At 67.9% G+C, this 19,653-nt stretch carries 17 protein-coding genes; 11 read left to right on the top strand and 6 right to left on the bottom strand.

Annotation, left to right across the window (positions count from 1 at the left end; all coding sequences use genetic code 11):
• The first annotated feature begins 18 nt into the window (after positions 1–18).
• Positions 19–1,785 carry an oleate hydratase gene (locus NE2_RS18780; protein WP_063027913.1) on the top strand — a complete coding sequence of 589 codons (1,767 nt, stop codon included), beginning with the start codon at positions 19–21 and terminating at the stop codon, positions 1,783–1,785.
• A gap of 7 nt (positions 1,786–1,792) precedes the next feature.
• Here NE2_RS18780 and NE2_RS18775 read toward each other — a convergent pair whose 3' ends face one another.
• From NE2_RS18775 to NE2_RS18765, 3 genes are read right to left on the bottom strand one after another with little or no spacing between them, the layout of a single operon-like run.
• The gene (locus NE2_RS18775) at positions 1,793–2,302 is read right to left on the bottom strand and encodes a nuclear transport factor 2 family protein (RefSeq protein WP_063027911.1); all 510 of its coding nucleotides are present in this window, start codon (positions 2,300–2,302) and stop codon (positions 1,793–1,795) included.
• Positions 2,303–2,339: 37 nt separating this feature from the next.
• Entirely contained in the window at positions 2,340–3,188 is an 849-nt protein-coding gene (locus NE2_RS18770) for a TIGR03619 family F420-dependent LLM class oxidoreductase (RefSeq protein ID WP_063027967.1), read from the bottom strand.
• Positions 3,189–3,196: 8 nt separating this feature from the next.
• Positions 3,197–4,000 (bottom strand): SDR family NAD(P)-dependent oxidoreductase, encoded by an 804-nt coding sequence (locus tag NE2_RS18765; RefSeq protein WP_063027965.1) that lies wholly within the window; start codon positions 3,998–4,000, stop codon positions 3,197–3,199.
• Positions 4,001–4,640: 640 nt separating this feature from the next.
• On the opposite strand from NE2_RS18765, the gene NE2_RS18760 reads away from it, so the two are divergent.
• The 8 genes from NE2_RS18760 to NE2_RS18725 all read left to right on the top strand — a co-directional run bounded on the left by NE2_RS18760 (position 4,641) and on the right by NE2_RS18725 (position 12,680).
• On the top strand, positions 4,641–5,912 hold the full coding sequence (locus tag NE2_RS18760; RefSeq protein ID WP_233429821.1) for a sensor histidine kinase: 1,272 nt from the start codon (positions 4,641–4,643) through the stop codon (positions 5,910–5,912).
• Entirely contained in the window at positions 5,909–6,316 is a 408-nt protein-coding gene (locus tag NE2_RS18755; protein ID WP_036506268.1) for a roadblock/LC7 domain-containing protein, read from the top strand. Before NE2_RS18760 ends, NE2_RS18755 begins: the two co-directional genes overlap by 4 nt.
• 10 nt (positions 6,317–6,326) lie before the next feature.
• The gene (locus NE2_RS18750; protein WP_063027907.1) at positions 6,327–6,692 is read left to right on the top strand and encodes a DUF742 domain-containing protein; all 366 of its coding nucleotides are present in this window, start codon (positions 6,327–6,329) and stop codon (positions 6,690–6,692) included.
• Positions 6,693–6,741: 49 nt separating this feature from the next.
• Complete coding sequence (locus tag NE2_RS18745) at positions 6,742–7,320, top strand: GTP-binding protein (RefSeq protein WP_267468917.1); 579 nt, start codon at positions 6,742–6,744, stop codon at positions 7,318–7,320.
• Positions 7,317–8,594, top strand: a complete 1,278-nt coding sequence (locus NE2_RS18740; RefSeq protein ID WP_063027903.1) for a cytochrome P450 — start codon at positions 7,317–7,319, stop codon at positions 8,592–8,594. The genes NE2_RS18745 and NE2_RS18740 overlap by 4 nt, the downstream gene beginning before the upstream one ends.
• On the top strand, positions 8,591–9,820 hold the full coding sequence (locus tag NE2_RS18735) for a cytochrome P450 family protein (protein WP_063027901.1): 1,230 nt from the start codon (positions 8,591–8,593) through the stop codon (positions 9,818–9,820). Before NE2_RS18740 ends, NE2_RS18735 begins: the two co-directional genes overlap by 4 nt.
• Before the next feature lie 106 nt (positions 9,821–9,926).
• A complete protein-coding gene (locus NE2_RS18730; RefSeq protein ID WP_063027899.1) occupies positions 9,927–11,990 on the top strand; it encodes a CocE/NonD family hydrolase in 2,064 nt (687 codons plus the stop codon).
• Positions 11,991–12,134: 144 nt separating this feature from the next.
• The gene (locus tag NE2_RS18725; RefSeq protein ID WP_063027963.1) at positions 12,135–12,680 is read left to right on the top strand and encodes a TerD family protein; all 546 of its coding nucleotides are present in this window, start codon (positions 12,135–12,137) and stop codon (positions 12,678–12,680) included.
• A gap of 5 nt (positions 12,681–12,685) precedes the next feature.
• Here NE2_RS18725 and NE2_RS18720 read toward each other — a convergent pair whose 3' ends face one another.
• Entirely contained in the window at positions 12,686–14,230 is a 1,545-nt protein-coding gene (locus NE2_RS18720) for a long-chain-fatty-acid--CoA ligase (protein ID WP_063027897.1), read from the bottom strand.
• 162 nt (positions 14,231–14,392) lie between these two features.
• Between NE2_RS18720 and NE2_RS18715 the strand changes: the two genes are divergently transcribed.
• On the top strand, positions 14,393–15,565 hold the full coding sequence (locus NE2_RS18715) for a PucR family transcriptional regulator (protein WP_063027895.1): 1,173 nt from the start codon (positions 14,393–14,395) through the stop codon (positions 15,563–15,565).
• Positions 15,566–15,771: 206 nt separating this feature from the next.
• The gene (locus tag NE2_RS18710; RefSeq protein ID WP_063012126.1) at positions 15,772–16,104 is read left to right on the top strand and encodes a hypothetical protein; all 333 of its coding nucleotides are present in this window, start codon (positions 15,772–15,774) and stop codon (positions 16,102–16,104) included.
• A gap of 25 nt (positions 16,105–16,129) precedes the next feature.
• Here NE2_RS18710 and NE2_RS18705 read toward each other — a convergent pair whose 3' ends face one another.
• Both NE2_RS18705 and NE2_RS18700 read right to left on the bottom strand, forming a co-directional pair.
• The gene (locus tag NE2_RS18705) at positions 16,130–16,951 is read right to left on the bottom strand and encodes a YceI family protein (protein ID WP_030516045.1); all 822 of its coding nucleotides are present in this window, start codon (positions 16,949–16,951) and stop codon (positions 16,130–16,132) included.
• Positions 16,948–19,647, bottom strand: a complete 2,700-nt coding sequence (locus NE2_RS18700) for an MFS transporter (RefSeq protein ID WP_084494145.1) — start codon at positions 19,645–19,647, stop codon at positions 16,948–16,950. Before NE2_RS18700 ends, NE2_RS18705 begins: the two co-directional genes overlap by 4 nt.
• Positions 19,648–19,653: the final 6 nt, after the last annotated feature.

Raw genomic sequence — 19,653 nt, 5'->3', positions numbered from 1 at the left:
GAGGCAGGAGAGACCCGAATGTACTACAGCAGCGGCAACTACGAGGCGTTCGCCCGCCCGCGCAAACCCGAGGGCGTCGACGACAAGACGGCGTGGTTCGTCGGGGCGGGCCTGGCCTCGCTGTCGGGCGCGGCCTTCCTGATCCGCGACGGGCAGATGTCCGGTGACCGGATCACCATCCTGGAGCGATTGAAGCTGCCCGGTGGCGCGCTGGACGGAATCAAGGAGCCGGCAAAGGGTTTCGTCATCCGTGGTGGCCGCGAAATGGAGAACCACTTCGAGTGCCTATGGGACCTGTTCCGCTCGGTGCCCTCGATCGAGATCGAGGGCGCGAGCGTCCTCGACGAGTTCTACTGGCTGAACAAGGACGATCCGAACTACTCGCTGCAGCGTGCCACGGTGGATCGCGGCCAGGACGCGCACACCGACGGCCTCTTCGCGCTGAACGACAGGGCGCAGAAGGACATCGCGAAGATCTTCCTCGCCACCCGCGAGGAGATGGAGAACAAGCGCATCGACGAGGTGTTCGGAAAGGACTTCCTGCAGAGCAACTTCTGGCTGTACTGGCGCACGATGTTCGCCTTCGAGGAGTGGCACAGCGCGCTGGAGATGAAGCTGTACCTGCACCGGTTCATCCATCACATCGGCGGCCTGCCGGACTTCTCGGCATTGAAGTTCACCAAGTACAACCAGTACGAATCGCTGGTGCTGCCGCTGTATCGGTGGCTGCTCGATCAGGGCGTGACGTTCCGGTTCGATACCGAGGTCACCGATATCGACTTCGACATCACCGCGGATCGCAAGCAGGCCACCGGTATCCACTGGGTCTCGGACGGGGTCGAGGGCGGCGTCCGGCTGGGCCCGGACGATCTGTTGTTCACCACGATCGGTTCGCTGGTGGAGAACTCCGACGAGGGCGATCACCACACCCCGGCGACACTGAACGAGGGACCGGCGCCCGCATGGGAACTGTGGCGGCGGATCGCGGCCAAGGATCGCGCCTTCGGCCGCCCCGACGTCTTCGGATCCCATATTCCCCAGACCAAATGGGAATCGGCGACGGTCACCACACTCGATCAGCGCATACCGGAGTACATCCGCAAGATCTGCAAACGCGATCCCTTCAGCGGCAAGGTCGTCACCGGCGGCATCGTCACCGCCCGGGATTCCAGCTGGCTGCTGAGCTGGACGGTGAACCGGCAACCGCACTTCAAACAGCAACCGGCCGATCAGATCGTGGTGTGGGTGTACTCGCTGTTCGCCGACAAGCCGGGCGACTACGTGCACAAGACGATGCAGGAGTGCACCGGCGAGGAGATCACCCAGGAGTGGTTGTACCACTTGGGCGTTCCGCTCGACGACATCCCGGAACTGGCGGCCGAGGCCGCGAAGTGCGTGCCTGTGATGATGCCCTACGTCACCTCGTTCTTCATGCCGCGCCAGGCCGGTGACAGGCCCGACGTGGTGCCCGAGGGCGCGGTGAACTTCGCCTTCATCGGCCAGTTCGCCGAAACGAGCCGGGACTGCATCTTCACCACCGAGTACTCGGTGCGCACCGGTATGGAGGCCGCCTATCGGCTGCTGGGCATCGAGCGTGGCGTGCCCGAAGTGTTCAACTCCACGTACGACGTGCGCAGACTGCTCAATGCGGTCGGCCACATGCGCGACGGGGACGCGCTGAAGATCCCGGGCCCGGAGGCGTTGCGGCGCAGGCTCATCGGGAAGCTGGAGAGTTCGGAGGTCGGACTGCTGCTCGCCGAGTACGGGCTCATCGCCGACAAGTAACCGGCATTCAGTCGCGGGGATCGGCCGAGGGCCGGTCCCCGCTTCGGCGCGCGAAGGTGGACAGCAGTTCTCGTGCCTGCTCACCCCCGTCGAGCAGCCGGCCGGTGCGGCGGGCGATGCGCCACCCGTCGGATTCGCGGCGCAGTTCGAGCCGGTGCACACTCGCGCGCAGCACCTCGTAACCGTCCGATTCGCGATGCACCAGCAGTGATTCGAAGACCGCGAGCGCCTCGTCACCGTCGATGTCGATGCGTGCCGGACCCTGGAAATGCGCCGACCCGGCGGCGATGAGCGTCCGATGCGCGGGCGATTCCACCATCGCGCGCACCTGGTCACGCCCCCGCATCCGCCAGCCCTCGACGTCGTATTCGCCGTCGGTACACCATAATTCGGCGGTCGCCTGCGCCTGCCCGGCATCGACCAGCGGTCCGTAGGACGCGATGATGCGCAGGATCGCGAGTTCGTCCTCGACCCGTCGCAGCCGGCGGAGAATATCCGCGAGTTCGACCTCGGTCATCTCGTCCTCCTCTGGTCCGCCCGTGGCGATATCGGGCTCACCGGTTCGCCAGCTCGGCCAATGCGGCCAATTGGTCGCAGTAGTGTTCGGCCGAGTTCGCGGTGACGGCGCATCCGGCCAGTGTCGCACCCGCATCCGCCAGGGCCGCGAGCCGCCGCGTCACCCGGTCCGGCTCACCGAGCGGATCCAGCGGACCGGTGGGCAGTACCACCTCGAATCCGGGTGGCGAATCGACCTGCGAGAGCATCGTTTTCAGCTCCGCCATCGGCAAGCCGAACGGCATCCACCCGTCGCCGAAGCGGACCGCGCGGCGCAGCGAGCGCATGGTTCGCCCGCCCACCCAGATGGGCACCCGGGATTGCACTCCGGCAGGCTCGACGATCAACCCGGAGAAGCTGTAATGCGTTCCGGCGTAATCGGGTTCGCGCACGCCGAATGCGGCGCGCAGGGCGGCTATCGCATCGTCGGCGCGCTCTCCGCGTCCCTCCCAGATCGCCCCGAGCAGATCGAATTCCGCCCGCAGAGATCCCACCCCGACACCCAGGACGACCCGGCCGCCACTGATCCGGTCCAGTGTGCCGTAGCGCTTGGCGATCTCGAGCGGGTGGTGATACGGCAGCACCAGCACCGAGGTGGCGAGCCGGATCCGGGTGGTGCGGGCGGCCAGATACGCGAGCGTGGCCAGCGGATCCCAGTAGGTCGCACCCCGGGAAGCGGCCACCGACGCCGGTACCGCGGTGTGTTCACTGCAGGTGAGATGGTCGAAGCCCAGGCGGTCGGCGGTCTCGGCGATGCGGGCGAGTTCCGCCATGCCGGCATCGGCCTCCCACGGCGAGTACTGCCCGGGGAACCGCACCACGATCGGCGACGACAGGGCCAGGCGCACCGGGCCGGTCATCGCGGATCCGGTTCGGCGCCGATCAACTTCTGCATCCGGCGATGCCCGCCCAGCACGATCGCCGCCCGATCCGGACCGCTGCTGCGCGCCGCCGTCTCGGCATTGCCGCCCGCGACGAACACCGGTCCGTTGGCCAGCTGCTCGAGCCCTTCGCGCGCCACATCGGCCGGTTCGGCCACGAGCATGCCGGGGATGTCGAAATTCAATCCCGCACGTGCCATCGCCGGTGTCCGGGTGACACCCAGCACCAGATGCAGCACGTCGACGTTGTAATCCCGCAGTTCCAGCCACAGGCTCTCGGCGAAGATCCGCAGATACGCCTTGGAACCGCCGTAGACGGTGTGGCGGGCCGAGCCGCAGTAACCGGTGAGCGAGCCGACCAGCACGATGCCGCCGCGGCCCCGCTCACGCATGCCGCGCCCGAAATGGTGCACGAGCGCCAGCGGCGCGGTGACATTGAGCGCGTTCATGGCGGCGAACGCGTCGAGGTCGCCGTCGAGGAATTCGGCGCTGTGGGTGTTGGCCCCCGCGTTGTAGACGAGCAGGCCGACCTCCACGTCGGCGGTCGCGGACGCGACGCGCGACGGTGCGTCGGGCGCGGTGAGATCGACCGCCAGTGTCCGTACCTGGACCCCACGCGCCGCGACACGTTCGGCGGTCTCGGCCAGCGGGCCCTCCCGCCGTGCCAGCAGGACGATATTGATTCCCGCGGCGGCGAGCCGGTCGGCGAACTCCGCGCCGACCCCCTCCGAACCGCCGGCGATGACGGCCCACGGCCCGTAGCGGTGCGGATCGATGATGTCGTTCGGTTCTGCGGCCATGCCCGGACGGTAACTGAAACAGGTTTCGGTCCGGCGCGCACTCCCGCTCACCGGACACTCGTGTCGCGAAGAAAAGCACTGCTCAGGGTGAAATGAACGCTGTTCACTAAATTGCCGAAAGATAGTGCGCCGCAACGTTTTCAGTTCGTGATCGTGCCGATCGCGCGCACGACACATTCGCCAGTATTTTCGAACATGGTTGCCGAGCAGTGTTTTCGCGGAAACGGGGCACTCGGTATCACATTCCTTCATTTCGAGAACTCGCCGTGAAACTTCCATTTCGAAGCCGACGGACGGCACGAAACACTTCGGGTAGCGCACCCTCGGGGTCGGCGTTATGCTCGTGCGCGAATTTCGAAATCGTCTGGCGGTCCGCGCATTCGAGTCAGCCGTGCACAGCGGAAGGTGGGGGAACTGTGCCATCTCCGCACACGTGGATGTGGATCCGGAAGTATCGATAGTGACCTATTCAGTCAATTCGCAGCAGGCGCCCGGCGGCGCCGCCACATCCCGGCCACCGCGACGAGTACCGGCCTTTCTCCTTCCCGCGACGATTTGCGTCTTCGTCGGCGCCGCGGCTTGCCTCGGCATGCTCCGGTTCGCGCCCGAGACCGAACGAATGACCGCGGTCGTCGCCGCCGCGGTCGTGGGGCTGGCCTTGGCCGTGACGTCGGGATTCGCCGGTCACTACCGTGACCAGGCTATTCGCTACCGCGAGGCCAACGATCGAGCCGAGCGTGCGACGGCACACTACGTCGCCGAGAGCGAGGCGCGCCTGGCCGCCGCCCACGACACCGCGGTCGCGGCGGGGCGGGAGGCCGGCGGCAGCGAGAACCGCCGGGTGGCCGCGATGGCGGCGTTCGCCGGCGCCGCCGGGCGGATGCAGGCGATGACCACCTCGATGCTGGCCGAATTGCGCGAAATGGAACATCGGCACGCCGATCCGTCGGTGCTGGCCGATCTGCTGACCCTCGACCACCGCACCGCACAGGCCGGCCGTCTGGCCGACAGTATCGCGGTGCTCAGCGGCGCCCGCTCGGGCCGGCGGTGGGCGAAACCCATTGCGATGGAATCGATTCTACGCGGCGCCATGGGCCGCGTCGCGGGCTACCGCCGGGTGCGCCTGCGCGCGGTCGCCGAAATCGCGATCGCCGGTCATGCCGCCGAGGGCGTCATGCACGCGCTGGCCGAGCTGATCGACAACGCGTGCAATTTCTCCCCGCCCACCACCGAAGTCCACGTCTACGCCGCCGAAGTGCCGGCCGGCGTCGTCGTCACCATCGAGGACAGCGGACTGGTGATGAGCGAATCCGCCCTGCGCCGCGCCGAACAGGCGGTGTCCGGCACCCGGACGGCACGCGGAGCGGATACCGATCTGTCCTCGCTGACCGGCACCCGGCTCGGGCTCGCGGTGGTCGGCAATCTGGCGCGCAAACACGCGCTCACCGTGTCGTATCGCCCGTCGGCGATCGGCGGCACGGCGGTCGTCGTGGTGGTTCCGCGCGATCTGACCACGCGCCTGGACCGCTCCCCCGGCTCCACCGCGACGATCGAACTGCCGCCCGCGGCGCGGGTCGCGACCCCGGCCGCCCTTCCGGCGAGTCCGTTCGGACCGCCCGTCACCGACGACCGGGACGCCGACGCCCCCACCGCGGCCTCGAAACACTCTGCCAAGCAAGCGGTTCCGCATCCCGACCGGTCGGCCGAGCCCTTACCGAAGCGCCGCCGCGGCAGCACTCTCGCCGCGGTCCATCCCGACGGCCTGCGCACCGCCGCCGTCGAGGATTCGGCCTACCCGCGGACGCGGCCGTCGGCCCTCGGCGCCTTCCAGCGCGCGGTCTCGGCCCCGGATTCCCCTTCCCCTTCGATTGCCCTGGAGAACGATCGATGACCACTTCGGTACCGGCGCACCTGGATTGGCTCCTGGACCAGCTGCTGGCCCGCACCCCGCACAGCCGGCACGCCCTGCTGCTGTCCAGCGACGGTCTCAAGATCTGCCACACCCCGGAACTGTCGGTGGACAAGGCCGATCAGCTGGCCGCGATCGCGGCCGGAATCCAGAGCCTCTCGCACGGCGCCTCGGTGGAATTCGGCGACGGGCGCAGTGGCGTGCGGCAGTCGATGACGGAGTTCTACGGCGGCATCCTGTTCATCGTCGAGGCCGGATTGGGCGCCCACATCGCGGTCGTCGCCGATGCCGAGGCAGATGCCGGACTGGTCGGCCACAACATGAGCGAACTGGTCGAACAGCTCGGCGAACACCTCTCCGCCGCGCCGCGCGGCCCGCGGCCGTGAGGCGGGCGCGATGACCAGGCCGGGCCGCGACGACACCCCGGACCGGCTCTACACCCTCACCGGCGGCCGCAGCCACCCCGATACCGACGCCTTCGATCTGGTGACACTCGTGGTGGCCGAATCGGAGCCTGCCCCGGGGATGCAGTCCGAGCAGGTCGCGATCCTCGAGATCTGCCGGGCGCCGACGGCCGTGGTCGAGATCGCCGCGGAATTACGGCTGCCGGTCGGCATCACGATGGTGTTGCTGGCCGACCTGCTCGACGCCGGAAAGATCACCGTGCGCCACCCGCATTCCCCGCCCGCGTGGGAGCCGTGGAATGCCCTGCCCGACACCGAAATACTGGAGAAGGTGCTCGTTGGACTCCGCAACCTCTGACCCCCTCCGCACCGGGTTCGGCGACCGTCCCGCCCGGGCCCAGGCGCCGCTGGCCGACACCGCCCGGCACGGGCTCAAGGTCGTCATCGTCGGCGGTTTCGGCGTCGGTAAAACCACCATGGTCCGCGCGGTCAGCGAGATCCGCCCGCTCGACACCGAGGCGACGATGACCTCGCTGGGCATCGGCATCGACGATCCCACCGGCGCACCGGCCAAATCCACCACCACGGTCGCCTTCGACTTCGGCCGCATCACCATCGACGCGGAACACGTTCTCTATCTGTTCGGCGCACCGGGGCAGGAGCGCTTCTGGTTCCTGTGGGACCGGTTGTTCACCGGCGCGCTGGGCGCGATCGTGCTCGTCGACCCGCGCCGGATCACCGACTCCTGGTACGCCATCGACCGGCTCGAACATCAGCAGACCCCGTTCGTGGTGGCGTGCAACATCTTCGGGCCCGCCGGCCACGACGACACCCAACTGCGCGCCGCCTTGGACCTGGATCCGCACGTGCCACTGGTGGAATGCGATGCGCGCTCGCGGGATTCGGGCAAGCGGGTGCTGATCGCCCTGGTCGAACATCTGCACGCCGCCGGCCTGCGGGCCGCCGCCCGGGGATCGGCCCGATGAACGCGCCGCAGGCCGGTCTCAGCGCCGGTGGTTGCCCGGTCTCGCCCGCCGATCCGATGCCGTTGAGCGGCCCGCGTTTCCACACCGACCCGCACGAGTTGTACCGGGAGATGCGGCGAGCGCATGGCCCGGTGGTCTCGGTGGAACTGCCCGGCGGAATTCCGGCCTGGCTGGTGATCGGTTATCGCGAAGTTCACCAGGTCACCAGCGATGCGGAACTGTTCCCGCGCGATGTGGCGCGCTGGAACCAGTGGCCGAACATCCCCGAGGACTGGCCGCTGCTGCCGATGGTCGGCCGTCCGATGCCGTCGATCTACTTCACCGCGGGAGCCGAGCATCTGCGGCATCTGGCCATGGTCGAGCCCGCACTCGAACAGGTCGACCCGTTCGGATTGCGCAGGGCCTGTGAGGATCTGGCCGATCAGCTGATCGACCGCTTCTGCGGGCGCGGCACCGCGGACCTGATCGCGGAATTCGCCGAACCACTGCCGGTGCTGGCGCTGGCCTGGGTGATCGGATTCCCCGACGATCAGGGCGCGGATCTGGCCTGGACCATGAAGACCCTCGCCGACGGTGGCGCCGAGGCGCAGGCGGCCTACGGTCGATTCGCCGAACATATGCAGCGACTCGTCGCGATGAAGAAGTCGCGCCCGGGCAACGATCTCACCTCGCGGATGCTGCACTCGCCCGAACGGTTCAGCGACGAGGAATACGCGCTCGATCTGATGGCCGTCACGGCCGCGGGCCAGCTGCCGACCAGCGACTGGCTGGGAAATTCGGTGCGGCTGATGCTCACCGACGATCGCTTCGCGGCCGCCCTCGGCGGTGGCCGCCACAGCATCGGGCAGGCGATGAACGAGGTGCTGTGGGAGGACACCCCCACCCAGATCCTGGCCGGGCGCTGGGCCTCGCGCGACACCCGGCTGGCCGACAAGACCATCCGGCGCGGCGATATGCTGCTGCTCGGCCTGGCCGGCGCGAACGCCGATCCGCATGTGCGCCAAGATCTTTCCGATTCCCTCGCACCCGCGCACAGCGGCAACAGCGCGCATTTCGCGTTCAGTTACGGCGAATACCGCTGCCCCTTCCCGGCCCAGCAGATCGCGGAGATCATCGCGCGCACCGGGATCGAAGTGCTGCTGGATCGGCTGCCGGATCTCGACCTCGCCGTCGCCGCCACCGAACTGACTCGCCGGCCGTCGCCGTTCCTGCGCGGAATGACGGCGCTGCCGGTCACCTTCACACCCGTTCGTACCGTGGGAGGTACCCCGTGAATGCCAGTTGCCCGCATGCCGCACCGCTCGTGATCGATCCGATGGTCGGCGACCTCGCCGGTGAGACCGCCCGATTACGCGATGCCGGACAGCTGACCCGGATCGAACTGCTGGGCGTACCGGCCTGGACCGTCACCGGCCACACCCTGGCCCGGCAGTTGCTCATCGACCCGCGGCTGGTCAAGGACATCAACTCCTGGTCGCTGTGGCGCGACGGCGTGGTCACCCGGCAGTGGCCGCTGATCGGCATGATCGACGTCGGAGTCTCGATGTTCACCGTCGACGGCCCCGAACACCGCCGCCTGCGCATCAAGACCACCCAGGCGCTGACCGCGCGCCGCCTGACCTCCCTGCGCCCGTTCATCGAATCGACCGTCGCCGCACTGCTGGACGATCTGACCGCCGCCGGCGACGGCACGGTCGACCTGAAATCGGTCTTCGCCTATCCGCTGCCGATGCGCGTGATCAGCGAGCTCATGGGCGTCGACCACGCCGATCATCCGATGCTGCTCGACTGGTACAAGGCGTTCTTCTCCCTGCTCACCCCACAGGACGAGCGGCTCGCGGTGATCGAGCGGATGGGCGAGTACTTCACCGAGATGGTGCGCAAGAAGTCCGCCGACCCGGCCGACGACCTGACCAGTGCGCTGATCCTGGCCACCGACGGTGGCGATCCGCTCAGCGAGGCCGAGGTGGTCGGCAATCTGCAGGCGCTGGTCGCCGCCGGGCACGAGACCACGGTGTCGTTGATTCTCACCACCGTGCGCGCCCTGCTCACCCATCCGGAGCAGTTCGAGCTGGTGCGGTCGGGGCAGATCGATTGGGAGACAGCGATCGAGGAGACGCTGCGCTGGGACGGTCCGGTGACACATCTGCTGATGCGGTTCGCGACCGAGGACATCACCGTCGGCGACACCGTCATCGAACGCGGCGAGGGGGTGGTCATGTCGTATCGGGCCATCGGCCGCGACACCACGGTGCACGGCGCCGACGCCGACGCCTTCGATATCACCCGGCCGACGGCCAAGCGGCACATCAGTTTCGGTCACGGACCGCACATCTGCCCGGGCGCCGCGCTCGCCCGGCTGGAAGCCTCGATCGCACTGCCCGCGCTGTTCGAACGGTTCCCGCAGCTGTCGTTGGCCGTACCGGTGGAGGAGATTCACAATCTTCCCGTGCTGACGCAGAACGATCTGGCCCAGTTCCCGGTCCGGCTCGGCGACTGAGTTCCGCGCGCGACACCAGGGCCGCGCTACCAGGATTTTCGGTAGCGGATTGCTATCGTCGATGACCGGCCCAGTCGTGCGCGAAACTCAACCGAGAAGGGGCGTGATGTTCGGGCAGCTGCGATCGCGCAAACCCGTCGTGCCCGTCCGAACCCTGATTGCCGTTGCGGCAGTGGGGATTTCCGCGACCGCCACCGCCCTCTTCGGTGGCCTACCGCACTCCGCCGCCCCCGGCCTCGCCGGCCGCGAGGACCAGTGGACCGCCGTGCACGACGGCCCTCAGCAATATTCGGACGTCCACCTGGACTCCGATGTGCCGATCCGGATGAGCGACGGGATCGTGCTGAAGGCCGACGTGTACCGGCCGGTCGACGCCTCCGGCGCGGTGGTCGCCCAGCCGCTGCCGACCATCGTCAATCTCACGCCCTACACCAAGCTGATGACCGATCTGGTCGGCTCGGCGGTGGAGAATCCCGCACTGCAGCCCCTGGTCATGTCCCTGGTCCGGCAGATCAACCTCTCCGGCACCCCGATCAGCAGCTTCGGCGATCTGCTGCACGCCCTCGACGGCGGCACCGTGCCGACCGTCCTCGGCTTGGACCGCAATCTGATTCGCAGCGGCTACACGCTGGTGGTCGCCGACGTGCGCGGCACCGGACAGTCCCAGGGCAATTGGGAGACCCTGGGCGCGCGGGAACAGATCGACACCCGCGAGGTGATCGATTGGGCTGCGGCACAACCGTTCTCGAACGGCAAGGTGGCGATGAGCGGCGGCTCGTACGCGGCCATCAATCAGCTGCGAGCGGCGGAGGACGCCCCGGCGGCGCTGCGCGCCATCTTCCCGGTGGTGCCCGGCAGCGATCTGATGCGTGACGTGGTGGCGCCGGGCGGTGGCGTCGGCACCACCTTCCTGCCGATGTGGCTCCAGACGGTCAATCAGCTCAAGCTGATCCCCGATCTGAAGGCGATCCTCAACGGAACCTTCGACTGGAAATGGCTCAGCGCCCGGGTGGCGGATCCGGCCACCAATGTGGACCTGCTCGCTCAGGCCCTGTTGACGCCGTCGATGGACGATATGCCGCCCGCCCTCTCGGACGCATTGGACTCCGGCAGCGATTTCCGCCAGGCCCTGATGGGACATCCGGAACGAGTTACCGTGCCCACCTTCGTCTACGGCGGCTGGCACGACATCTTCGCCAACAGCGCCACCAAGATCTACCAGGCCATCCCGCTGCCGGCCGGGCGGAAACAACTCGTGGTCGGCGACACCTATCACGCCAATCCCGGCGCCGGCACCGGCGTACCCGGCGCCCCGCCGCGACTCGAGGTGTTGCAGCGGGCGTGGTTCGACAAGTGGCTCAAGGACATCGACAACGGTATCGACAGCTACGGCCCCATCGTGCTGAAGGAGCAGGGCGGCGGCTGGGTGACCCTGCCGCAGTATCCGCAGCCGGGAGCCGACCACCGCCGGGTCTACCTGACCGCCGGGCCCAGCGGCACCACCGATGCGGCGGTGCACGACGGGTCGTTGAGCGCACAGCCGCCGGCCGAGGTCGCCACACTCACCGTGGCGCCGGGACTGGCGACCCTCTGCTCCCGGGACGCGGCCCAGGGTTCGGCCGGTTCCGCGGCGATGCTCGATGCCTGCGCCAAGGACTCCCGGGTGGCTGAACACGATGCGCTGACCTTCACCAGCGCCCCGGTGTCCGCGCCGACCGCCATCTCCGGGCCCATCGACATCCACCTCGAGACCGTGCAGGACGCCACCGACGGATTCTGGAGCGCCACCGTCAACGACGTCGCGCCCGACGGCACCTCCACCGCACTGACCACCGGTCAGCTCACCGTCTCCATGCGCGCCGTCGACGATGCCCGCAGCAGCCGATCCGCCAACGGCGACTACACGATTCCGTTCCATCTCCTCACCGCCGCGGCGCGGCAGCCGGTGACACCCGGCGAACCCGTGGGCCTCGACATCGCGGTGATCCCGACCCAGGCTCGGCTGCAGATCGGGCATCGGCTGCGGATCGACCTGTTCGCGGCCAATGCGCCCAAGGCCATGCCGTTCCGTCCGATGCTCAACGATTCCGAGCTCGAGCCCCAGCATCTGCGCCTGGATCCGAACGCACCGAGTTACGTCAATCTTCCCACCGATCGGCCCATCGGCTGAATTACTCAGTGGCCGAGCAATTTTCGGGCCGCACCTGAGTTTCGGCACCGGCCGCCGGTTAACGTCGCGCACTCGACGGTCGATAATGACCGCGAGAAGCCGGTGCGCACCGACGTCGCACCGCTCGGCGGGGAGGTGCGGCTGATGTCCGGAGAACAACCACAGGGCGCTGCGGGTCCGGTGGAATTCGCGACCGTGAGCCTGGGATGGGACCCCGCCCGCGGCCGGCGCTGGTTCGGCGCCCGCCGCACCGCGATCGACCTCAACGCGGCCGCCGTCCTGCTGGCCGGCGACGACCCGGTGGAGGTGGTGTATCACCAGCACCTGATCTCCGCCGACGGTGCGGTGCGACTGCTCGGCGACAGCGTCAACGGCGAGGACGAGGGCGACGACGAGATCATCACCCTCGACCTGACCCGGGTGCGCCCCGAGATCACCGGCATCGTCGTGGTCGTCACCTGCTACAGCGGCCAGACCTTCACCGAAGTCGAGAACGCGCGCTGCCGCGTCACCGCCGGCGACGGCATCGTGCTCGCCGATCGCGACCTCGGCGCGGGCGGCGATACCGGCATGGTGGTGGGAGTTTTCCGCCGCGAGCGCCACGGCTGGGAATTCCGCGAGATCGCCGCCGGAATCGCCGCCGCACATCCCGTCGAGGCGCTACCCCACCTCGCCGCCTTGCTGCGCTGACGCGCTCAGTGGACCTGTCGCTCCGAATCGCCCCAATACTGTTTGCGCAGTTCGCGTTTGAGAATTTTGCCCGCACCGGAGACCGGCAGGGCGTCGACCAGCTCGATGGTGCGCGGGGTCTTGTAGCCGGCGATCGATTGCTTGGCGTGATCGCGGATCTCCTCAACGGTGACCGTGGCGCCGGGATGGCACACGATCACCGCGTGCACCCGCTCGCCCCACTCCTCGTCCGGGACACCGATCACCGCACACGCCGCCACCGACGGATGGGCGGATACGGCGTTCTCCACCTCGGCGGAGTACACGTTCTCGCCACCGCTGACGATCATGTCCTTCATCCGGTCGACGATGTAGACGTAACCCTCGTCGTCCATGTAACCGCCGTCGCCGGTGTGCATCCAGCCGCCCCGCAGCGCCGCCGTGGTCTCCTCGGGCCGGTTCCAGTAACCGAGCATCACATGCCCGCCGCGGACCAGGATCTCGCCGACCGTGCCGCGCGGCACCTCGTTGTCCTCGGCATCGGCGATGCGCACCTCGGCATGCGGGGCCGCGCGGCCCGCCGAACGCAACCGGCCGGCCAGGTGGTCCTCGGGACCGAGAAGTGTTGCCACGGGGGACAATTCGGTCATTCCGTAGGCCTGGGCGAAGCGCGCCTGCGGGAACGCCCGCATAGCACGCTCGAGCACGGCCTGCGCGATCGGCGAGGCCCCGTAGACGATGCCGCGCACACTGGACAGATCGAAGTCGCGCACCCGCGGGTGGTCGACGATCATCTGGATCATCACCGGGACCAGCAGCGTATCCGTAACCTGGTGATCGGCAATCGCTTTCATCACCGCGACCGGATCGAAGGCCGGAACCATCACCTGCGCGCCACCCATCATGATCTGGGTGACACAGCCGGCCAGATCGGCGAGGTGGAACATCGGGGCGGCGTGCAGATAGCGAGCGCCGGGTTGCGCCAGATATCCGGTGGACAGACTGCCCAGCCCCGAGATCTGCAGACCGGCGTGGCTGAGCACCACACCCTTGGGGTGACCGGTGGTCCCGCCGGTATAGAAGATCCCGGCCGGTGCGTCACCGCCGCGGCGAACATCCTCGACGGGGTCCGCGCCCGCGATCAGTTCCTCGTACGACAGCATGCCGTCGGGCGCGGGACCGTCACCGCAGTGGATCACGGTGCGCAGCACCGGCGCGGCCGCCCGCAGCGCGGGCACCATCGCGGCGAAGGTATCGTCGACCAGCAGGACCGCCGTCTCGGAATCCTCCAGCGAATAAGCGATTTCCGCCGGACTCCAGCGAATGTTGACCGGATTGAGCGCTGCTCCGGCCCACGGCACGGCCAGCACGTACTCCAGATACCGATCGCTGTTGAGCGCCAGAATCGCGACCCGATCACCCTCGCCGACACCCAGCTGCCGCAACGCCGCGGCGAGCCGCGCGACCCGGTCGGCACCCTCGGCGAAGGTGCGAACACGATCGCCGCAGATCGACATGACCCTGTCGGGGTTCTGCTGAACGGCCCGGTGCAGGCCCTGAGTGAGATACATGCGCGTCTCTGCTTTCTGCCTTCGCTTCGCTCCGGCGGGGGCACGGAGGAACTCCGATGAGTGTCGTACGCCACAGGCTGGGCAGCCATGGATTTCGCGTCGAAGTTCGGGGGCCGCGATTTGTTGGTTTCTCCAAAGTCGCGTCGTATTCTCGGACCTGTCATGACTGAGTCGTCCGAGTCCTCGAGCGCCCCGCGGCAACGCTTGCTGGCGCGGATGCGGGCCGAGCGCGACGCCCTCGCCAGCCGAATCGTCGACCGGGCCCGCGCCGAGATTCCGGATTACCGCACGATCGATGCGGCCGATCTGCTGCCGACGACGATGGCGATCATGGACCGGCTGTTCGCCTCCCTCGCCGGTACGGCCGATGTCGAATCGTCCGAAGGCACCCGGCTGACCGATTACGGCCGGATCCGCGCCACGCAGGCGGTGTCCATGGAGGCGCTGCTACGCGCCTGGCGCCTGGCCGAACGCCTGCATCTCGAGACGCTGAGCGCGGTGGCGGCCGAATGCGGCGCCGACGACGCGGTGCTGTTCGAGATCACCCGAGATCTGCTCGAATTGGTCGACGATGCGACGGCCTCGTTCTCCGACGCCCACCACGAGGTCGAGCGCACCCGGGCCGGTCACGACCGTATCCAGCGCGCGGAATTCACGCGAGCCGTGCTGGCGGGCACGATTTCGGCCACCGAGCTGACATTGGGCATTCAGCGCTACGGCCTGCGCGCCGACGCCGACTATCGTGCCTTCCGCGCCCGCGCCGACGCGGCGCCGCCGACCGAATTCGACCGTCTGCTGCGACCCCAGGGCGCGGATTACGCCTTCCGCACCGTGATCGACGGCGACTACGCCGGGTTCACCGATCGCACGATCCACATTCCGGGTGCGGCACTGCTGGCGTTCGGACCACCGCGCCCGCTCGCCGAGGCCCCGCGGTCGTTTCGGCTGGCGGGCCGCGCCCTGGCCACGGCGGCCGCGCTCGGCCATACCGGGACCTGTGAATTCGACAGTCTCGGACTGCTTCCGGGCGTCGCCGCCGATCCCGAACTCGGCGCCGAACTCGTGCGTCGCTATCTCGCGCCGCTGGGCAGCAGCGGCTCGGCCGCGACGCTGATCGACACCGTGACGGCGTATCTCGATACCGGCATGCGCATCGAGGCGACCGCACAGCGACTGATCGTGCATCCCAATACGGTCCGCTATCGCATCGGCCGTTTCGAGGAGCTGACCGGGTGCGATCTGCGCCGGGCCCACACGGGTGCGCAGGTGTGGTGGGCGATTCAATACGACCGTCTGGTACGGCCTGGCGCAACGAATTTCGCGTCTGCGAATTAGTGAAGTTTCCCCCGAAATGCCGTGCGGTTGCTCCGGGGTGGCTTAGGCTCTGACTGCCTCGATAGCTCGGGGCTTGCAGAGCGGGTCGCCATGCCCACAGCGTCCCGCTGTCGCAACATCAGGTCAGGTGGGGGCTGCGTCCCCGACAGCCCCCATCGCCCCTGAACAACACCGTAGTGTGAAACATCGATAAATCGAGGGACAGTATGCGCGGATTCCACGCCCCGTCGCCCGCCGAACGATTGCTGGCCGAGATCTACGAGGCCGGATACACCTCCGTCGATGACTTCATCGATCGGCTACGGTTTCGCCCGCGCCACGCCGCGCCGGAACCGGCCCGCCACGCCGCGGTGATCGACCCGTTCACCGACACCATCGAGCTGCAACTCGACATCCCCGATGCGGCGGATTCCCTTGCGGGCATGACACATTGGTATCCGGAGTTCGATGCGGACGTCGAGGTCGACCCCAGCGCCGACACCACGGAATTTCCCGCGGTGCAGCGCATCTGGGTCGTCCCGGAACGCCACGCGAGCTGACCGGTCGCACCGGCCCGGCCCGCCGCTACATCTGCGGTAGCGAATCTCCCTGCACCAGTTCGATATCCAGCTCGATCTTCACCGTGGTGCCCACCGCGGCCACACCGGCGCGCACGACGGCGTTGTAGTCGATCGCGAAATCGTTGCGGTGCAAATGGGTCTCGGCATGGAATGCGGCGCGGACCCCGCCCCACGGATCGGGTCCCGACCCGCCGTAGGTCAGGTCCAGCTCCACCGGGCGGCGCTGACCGTGCAACTCCAGTTCACCGGGCATCACCCAGGTGTCGGCGCCGGTGCGCCGCAATCCGGTTCCGGTGAATCCGATCAGCGGGTAACTCTCGACATCGAGGAAGTCGGCCGAGCGCAGATGGTCGTCGCGCATCCCGATTCCGGTGTCGATGCTGGCCGCCTTGATCTCGGCGAAACCCGTTGTCTGCTCGAAGTTCCGGGCCACGTCCAGCCGGCCGCCGACCTCGGCGAACCGCGCCTTGATACTCGCGATACCGAGGTGGCGGGCGGTGGCCACGACCGTGGAATGCACCGGGTCGATGGTCCACGGGCCGGGTGCCGGCGTGCCGAGGGAGTTCGCCTCCGACTGCAACGCCACCGCACCCAATTGCCCGCTGCCGGAAGCCGATATCCGCGCGATCTGCGCCACCGGCTGATAACCGGGGGCGGTCACCACCGCGGTGTGCATACCGGCGGGCAGCGGCTCGGTCGCCGCGGCCCCGGTTTCGTCGGCCACCGCACGGGCGAGCTGGCGACCGTTCAGATCGGTCACGGTCAGCAGCGCACCCGGCACCGGCCAGCCATCGGAATTGCGAACCTGTGCGGTCAAACCGCTCATGAGTGCTCCGTGTTCTGATCGACACCACTGGGCTCGACACCATTGTGCCGGACCCCGTTCCGTTCTCCGTTCGTCGCGGCACCGTTGGTGCCGGCGACTCCGGTGGGCCCGGCGGCCGGGCGCTCGTCCTCGTCACCGTCGTCGTAACCCAGCCGGACATCGTGCTCGACCTCGCCGCCGCCGACGGCGACCCGGCTGGTCACCGGCGGATATCCGCGCGCGACCACCGTGTACTCACCCTCGCTGAGGTCGGTCAGTACATACTGCCCGTTCTCGTCGGTGCGAGTGGTCCCGATCGGGGTTCCGGAGCGATCCAGCATCGTGACCTCCGCGTCCGGCACCGCACCGCCGTCGGCGAGCACGGTTCCGGTCAGCACCGCCATCGGCGAGAGCTCGATGTCGTGGTGCAACAGGCCACTGTCGGGCACGACCAGCGCGGTCGCGCTCGGGCGCATGTGTTCGGCCACCGCGACCAGGGTGTAGGTCCCCGAGACCACCCCGTGGCAGAGGTAGTTGCCGGACTCGTCGGTGACCGCCGCACCCACTACTTCACCACGCAGATCGGTGAGGGTGACGGTCGCACCGGCCAGCGGCTGACCCGTCACAGTGGTCCGGACCGTCCCCGACAGCTCGCCCGAACCCTGCAGGGTCAGGTCGAGGCGCTGAGTGCGGCCGTCGGCGGTGACATTGACCGCGGCGGGCTGGTGACCGTTCGCGGAGACGATCAGCACATAGTTGCCCGCGCCGGGCGGCTCGATCGAGTAGCGCCCGCCGCTGTCGCCGGTCGAACGCGAAACCTGGTGTCCGCGTTGGTCGATCAGTGTCAGCGCGGCGCCCGCGACCGGTCGGCCGTCGGCCCGACGCACCTGCCCGCCGATGGCGTGGCCGCTGCCGTGGGAGTTGACGACAGGAGTGTTTGTCATCGCCGAAACCTCCGCAATTCGATGTGATTCGTGCCCGTTGGCCGCGGCGTGCCGACCCGCCGCCGCGGCGGCGAGAACCGGTTCGGGCTCGGAGAGCGCCTGGGCGGCACCCTCCCACACCTGGTTCTCGGCCCATTCGGCTTCGGCCGCCTCGACCGGATCCTTCGGCGCCGGGGCGGGCGCCGAAGCATCCTGCAGCGGAATCTCTTTCATGAACATCATGACAATGCAGGCCAGCAGGGCCACGCCCGCCGCGGCGTAGAAGACGCCGTGCATCGAGTTGGTGAATCCGATCAGGATCGGATCCTTGATCTGCTGCGGCAGCGCGCCGATTCCGGCGGTGTTGGCCTGCAACTGGTTCAGCTTGCCGGCGTCCAGTCCGGGCGGCAGGTGACCGCCGAAGGCGTCGGTGATCTTGTGCGGCAACAGATTGAACAGAATCGTCAGGAACACCGCGACGCCCAGCGTGCCGCCGACCTGCCGGAAGAAGGTCGCCGACGCCGTCGACACACCCATATCCGAACGCGGACCGGCATTCTGCGCCGCGATGATCAACGTCTGCATACAGCAGCCCAAGCCCAGACCGACCAGCGCGCCGATCGCGAGCACCTGCCACATCGCGCTGTCGAAGTGCAACTGGGCATAGAGCAGCGCGCCCACGGTCACCAGGAAGGTGCCGACCACCGGCAGGATCTTGTAGCGGCCGGTGCGCTTGACGACCTGGCCGGAGATCATCGACCCGATCATGATGCCCAGCACCAGCGGCAGCATCAGCAGACCCGCCTCGGTCGGCGAATAGCCGCGCACCACCTGCAGATACAACGGCACCATACTGATCGCGCCGAACATCGCGATACCGACGATGAAGCCGCCGATCATCACCACCGAGAAAGTGGAATTCTTGAACAGCCGCAGCGGAATCAGCGCGGAGTCCTTCATCAGGTACTCCACCCCGATGAACAGCACCAGGCCCACCGCGCCGACGGCGTAGCAGATCACCGAATCGCCGGAGCCCCAGCCCCAGGTGCGGCCCTGTTCGGCCACGATCAGCAACGGCACCACACAGATCGCCAGCGCGATCGCACCCCACCAGTCGACATTCAACTTCTGCCGCTGATGTGGGACGTTGAGCACCTTGGCCACGACCGCGAGCGCGACCACGCCGATCGGCACGTTCACCAGGAACACCCAGCGCCAGCCGTCGATCCCCCACAGGGTGTCGTAATCGGAGAACAGACCGCCGAGCACCGGGCCCAGCACGGTCGAAGTGCCGAAGACCATCATGAAATAGCCCTGGTAGCGGGCCCGTTCACGCGGCGGGACGATATCGCCCACGATGGTCATGGCCAGCGACATCAGGCCACCGGCGCCCAAACCCTGGAACGCCCGGAACGCCGCCAACTCGTACATCGACGTCGCGAACGTACACGCCGCCGACCCCACCACGAAAATACCGATCGCCAGCAAATAAAACGGCTTACGCCCATAAATATCGGCCAACTTGCCGTACAACGGCGTCGAAATCGTCGCCGTAATCAAATACGCCGTCGTCGCCCACGCCTGCTGATCGAAACCATGCAAACTATTCGCGATCCGGACAATCGCCACACTCACAATATTCTGATCCAGCGCCGCCAAGAACATCCCCAGCAACAAACCGGACAAAATAGTCAAAATCTGCCGATGCGACAGAGACGGTCGCACGTCCGCCGGCGGCGCGACGGTCGGAGCGTTCGGCTGCGCCGGCGGAGCCTCACTGGTCGAAGTCGTCATGTGTAT

The organism is Nocardia elegans NBRC 108235 (genome assembly GCF_001612845.1).
Taxonomy (GTDB): Bacteria; Actinomycetota; Actinomycetes; order Mycobacteriales; family Mycobacteriaceae; genus Nocardia; species Nocardia nova.
The sequence above is the reverse complement of the archived record's forward strand: the minus strand, read 5'-3'. Positions and strand labels throughout refer to the sequence as shown.